This is a genomic window from Bartonella gabonensis (genome assembly GCF_903679515.1).
Lineage (GTDB): Bacteria > Pseudomonadota > Alphaproteobacteria > Rhizobiales > Rhizobiaceae > Bartonella > Bartonella gabonensis.
Genome location: NZ_CAHOYM010000067.1, coordinates 1 through 4,134, shown reverse-complemented (window position 1 = coordinate 4,134; position 4,134 = coordinate 1). Strand labels below are relative to the sequence as shown.

The 4,134-nt window shown below is 40.6% G+C and carries 6 protein-coding genes; 5 read left to right on the top strand and 1 reads right to left on the bottom strand.

The window, feature by feature from the left end; all coding sequences use genetic code 11:
• Positions 1 to 217: 217 nt before the first annotated feature.
• Entirely contained in the window at positions 218 to 658 is a 441-nt protein-coding gene (gene ssb, locus HWX04_RS07855; RefSeq protein WP_175869576.1) for a single-stranded DNA-binding protein, read from the top strand.
• Positions 659 to 673: 15 nt separating this feature from the next.
• Entirely contained in the window at positions 674 to 1,201 is a 528-nt protein-coding gene (locus HWX04_RS07850; RefSeq protein WP_175869575.1) for a hypothetical protein, read from the top strand.
• Position 1,202: 1 nt separating this feature from the next.
• Here the strand turns inward: HWX04_RS07850 and HWX04_RS07845 are convergent, their stop codons facing one another.
• Complete coding sequence (locus HWX04_RS07845; RefSeq protein ID WP_175869574.1) at positions 1,203 to 1,937, bottom strand: hypothetical protein; 735 nt, start codon at positions 1,935 to 1,937, stop codon at positions 1,203 to 1,205.
• Between the two features lie 207 nt (positions 1,938 to 2,144).
• Between HWX04_RS07845 and HWX04_RS07840 the strand changes: the two genes are divergently transcribed.
• The 3 genes from HWX04_RS07840 to HWX04_RS07830 all read left to right on the top strand — a co-directional run.
• Positions 2,145 to 2,477: a hypothetical protein gene (locus HWX04_RS07840; protein ID WP_175869573.1), complete on the top strand. Its 333-nt coding sequence runs from the start codon at positions 2,145 to 2,147 to the stop codon at positions 2,475 to 2,477.
• A complete protein-coding gene (locus HWX04_RS07835; RefSeq protein WP_175869572.1) occupies positions 2,458 to 3,786 on the top strand; it encodes a PBSX family phage terminase large subunit in 1,329 nt (442 codons plus the stop codon). The genes HWX04_RS07840 and HWX04_RS07835 overlap by 20 nt, the downstream gene beginning before the upstream one ends.
• Positions 3,771 to 4,134 (top strand): portal protein (locus HWX04_RS07830; RefSeq protein ID WP_500676367.1); only part of this gene is annotated, 364 nt, incomplete at its 3' end. The genes HWX04_RS07835 and HWX04_RS07830, both read left to right, overlap by 16 nt.

Here is a 4,134-nt window from a genome sequence, read left to right as displayed (position 1 = left end):
TTATCGTTATTCGTGAGTATTACGAACGCCTCTTTATTGCACAAATCGTATCAAAACACAAGCAAATAAGTAAAATAAAAACATGATTCATAATGTAAATTCAGTGCATTAAAACCGTTTTTGCTTGTGGTAATATAGCATAATGTGTTATAATATTGTTTATTATGAGTTATTTCGTTTTTAAGTACCATTCCCCATAAAAAGGATAGCAAAGCAAATGCTTAATAAAGTGATGTTAATCGGTCATTTAGGTGCAAATCCAGAAAGCAAAACAATGCCCTCCGGTGGCGAGGTGGTCAATTTTCGAATAGCAACGTCTGAAAGCTATACAGACAAGGCAACCAATCAAAAAGTAGACAAAACAGAGTGGCATTCCATTGTGGTGTTTAATCCACATTTTGCAAAAATAGCGCTTCAGTACTTAAACAAAGGTAGCAAAGTCTATATCGAAGGGCGGTTACAAACGCGTAAATGGCAAGATAAAAACGGTATTGAACGGTCTGTAACAGAGGTCATATTGCCCCCCTACAAAGGCGAGTTAAAGCTTTTAGACAGCAAAAATGATGATAATCAAGAGCCGTCATCTGCTTATGCAACAAGCATTTACAGACCTCTTGATATGTCTACAAACGCTTTAAATGATGATGTTCCTTTTTAAATAGAAGGCGGTGTTGTGAAAGCAAAGAAAAAGAGGGGACGCCCTAAAATCACAGGGCAGATAAGAGAAGCAAATGGTCGTATATCACGTGCAAAAGAACCGCGTGAGGCTGTCGATAAATTGGCTATAGAAATGCGTGCAAAGCGCTTCGGTTTAACCTTACATGAGGCAAAAAATCCAATTGTAGGTACTTACATAGGGCGGCTTTGTTTGCAAGGTGTACTCACTCAAGAGCAATATGACACCGCGCAACAGTACCTACAGATAAGAAATAACTACCTTTGTGCAAAGGGCTTACCTAATGCGATTTATGACGAAATGCCGTCATCTGCTGATGATAAGGCAAGGGATAAATGGGTAGAATTTGCAACAGAGAAGTTTTTAAACACGCAAGAGGCAATAAAAGAAGCGCAACATCTTTATAGACAATACAACATTTATGCTGCGCTACAGTCTCTCGTTATAGAAGATCAAGAATTACCGCATCTTGTGAATTCACTAAAGGTTGCTCTTAATGCGCTTCAAAAGTATTTTGATCGTTAATTTAAAAACTTGTTAAATATCGCTTCCATTTTTCAAAAGAGCTATATCTTACTGGAGGTCTTACATTTTCTTGGGGCATCATTGTACGATATATATCTATAGCAAGGTTGCACATTCTAGCTGTATTGCTAAAACGAGTAGCCGCACGCGTTATCATTATTTCCTCTGTACGAAGTGTTTGTTCTTTTTTGCTAATGCCATTTGGAGAATCTAGGAATTGTTCTGCGTACTCAAACATTGGATCATTAAAACTCGTTTCAAACTTTGCTATCAAGAAAATTCGTTTTATAAACAACCATATAGGTTCATTTTTTACAACAGAGCTTTTAAAATCTTCAAGTTCAGCCTTTAAGTCGTTAAAAGTAAGTGTCGGCATATTTGGGTCACCTTGCCATAAGTCAGCAAAACGTCCACAAAAAACAAGCACTATGTGATAATGTTTTAAAATATTAAACTCTGGAGGATTGCTTGGCAATGTTATTAAATGCCTCCAAAATGGACTCTTGTCATGGGGTATGTCTACAGTACTTACCATGAACTTTTTTAAATCTTTTGCCGATTCTTTTGCTTTTGCTAATTTTTGATGGTATTCTAAATTTCTATAATTTTTACTTACATATTCTTCGTAAAGTTTATCGTATTGTTCTAAACTATCTATTTTAGTATATGTTGATAACACTGATATCGAAAAGAAAGCTATAAATATTATTACGAGCGTTATGGATAATGACTTCATTATTTAATCCTTTAAATTATCATAATTAACGCTGTCTAACAGACTTCCATTGAAATTATCAATATGTGTTATTTTTGTGTTGACAAAGTGTAGCAAATCGTATTTAATGACATTACTGTACTTAGGCGTATTGTGTCTAATGAGGGTGATGTACAGTGAAAAATCCCCGCAAATGCGGGGTTTTTTATTATCTGGAGGGCGTATTTTATGACATCCGAAAATACAGAACAGGTTCCAAAGCTAAAAAGAAAGTTGACACCACCCAATGCTGGTCAAGGTCGGGTTAAAGGTGTACCGAACAAAAATACACGTCTTCTTAAAGAGGCAATCATTAAAGCAGCTGAATTGGCAGGCAATAAGTATGGCAAGGAAGGGCTAATTTCTTATTTGGAAAAACAAGCACTCAAATGCCCAGCGGCTTATTTAGCGTTGCTTGGGAAGATTTTGCCTTTGCAAGTGACAGGGGAAGATGGGGGCGCGATTAAGATCATAGGGCGTGTGGAAATTGCTCCTTTAATGAATGACGACAAGACAGATTAAGATTGTACCGAAGCTTATTCCACTTTTTGCAGGAGATGCTTTGGTCAGAGCGGCTTGGGGTGGACGAGGGTCTGGGAAGACAAGATCATTTGCCTTGATGGCAGCTTTAAAAGGCTATCAATTTGGTATGCAAGGGATATCAGGCACTATCCTTTGTGCACGTCAGTTTCAAAATTCATTGGCAGAAAGTTCATTGGAGGAAATAAAACGTGCGATTGAAGCCCATGACTTTTTAAAGGATTATTATAAAGTTGGAGAGGCTTCGATTAAGTCGAATGATGGGCGTATAGCCTTTCAGTTTTCTGGACTAGACCGTAATATTGCCAGCATCAAGTCTATGGGGCGTATTTTGCTCTGTTGGGTTGATGAGGCAGAGCCGGTCACAGAAACAGCTTGGCAGACGCTTATACCAACATTGCGTGAAGAGGGAGAGGGGTGGAGAGCAGAGTTATGGGTAACGTGGAACCCATTACGGGATAATGCACCGGTTGAAAGGCGCTTTCGCTTTTCGGACAATGAAGCGATTAAACGTGTTGAGATCAACTGGTCCGACAATCCGAAGTTTCCGAAGATCTTGAATGAAGCGCGGCTTGATGATCTACAAAACCGCCCCGAGACTTATAAACATATTTGGGAAGGGGCTTATCTTACAGCGGTTCAAGGGGCTTACTTTCAAAAGGAAATGTTGGCAGCCGAGCAAGAGGGGCGGATAGGGCGTGTTGCCCGTGACCCTTTAATGCAGATACGCGCCTTTTGGGATATTGGGGGAACGGGTGCTAAGGCAGATGCCACAGCGATATGGATAGCGCAATTTGTTGGCAGAGAGATCAGAGTGCTGGATTATTACGAAGCACAAGGGCAGCCTTTATCCGAACATATCGGTTGGTTACGGCAGAATGGTTATGAGAAGGCACTGATGGTTTTGCCGCATGATGGTGCGACCAGAGACCGTGTGCATAATGTGAGTTTTGAGAGTGCTCTTAATGATGCGGGTTTTGAAACGCAAGTGATACCCAATCAAGGCGCCGGTGCTGTTAAGATGCGGATAGAGGCAGTGCGACGTATTTTACCTTCTGTTTGGTTCAATGAAGAGACAACCGTAGCGGGTCGTAAGGCACTGAACTGGTATCACGAGAAATGGGATGAGAAGCGCAATATTGGGTTGGGGGCAGAACATGATTGGTCGAGTCATGGGGCGGATGCTTTTGGATTAATGTGTGTGGGTTATGAACAGCCAGTGCAGAAACATAAGAGACAAGCTTACAGTGGTAGAGAAGCTTATGAGAGTACGTCATGGATGGCAGAATGATGCATGATGAAGAGCATTTAGACAAAGATAACAGCGCTTCAGATCTGTCAACAGAAGGTTTGTTTCGCAAGCTTGTGAGTTGGTACAAAGAAGATGTAGAGCATGTGAACAAATGGCGCGAGCATGCAAGGGAGGATTTTCGTTTTTACAATGGAGATCAGTGGAATGAAGCGGATTTATCGGCATTAAAAGAGCAACGCCGCCCCGTTATGACCTTTAACCGTATTGCACCATTGGTTAATGCCGTTGTGGGGTCCGAGCGTAATAACAAACGTGAAGTGCAATTCATTCCCCGTCAAATAGGAAAAGCGTTGCCAAGTGAATTGCTTACAGGGGCGGCAGAATGGT

Excerpts from the sequence above, each read along its gene's own strand:
- ssb (WP_175869576.1), top strand. The coding sequence starts at position 218 with ATGCTTAATAAAGTGATGTTAATCGGTCATTTAGGTGCAAATCCAGAA.
- HWX04_RS07845 (WP_175869574.1), bottom strand. The coding sequence starts at position 1,937 with ATGAAGTCATTATCCATAACGCTCGTAATAATATTTATAGCTTTCTTT.
- HWX04_RS07840 (WP_175869573.1), top strand. The coding sequence starts at position 2,145 with ATGACATCCGAAAATACAGAACAGGTTCCAAAGCTAAAAAGAAAGTTG.
- HWX04_RS07835 (WP_175869572.1), top strand. The coding sequence starts at position 2,458 with ATGACGACAAGACAGATTAAGATTGTACCGAAGCTTATTCCACTTTTT.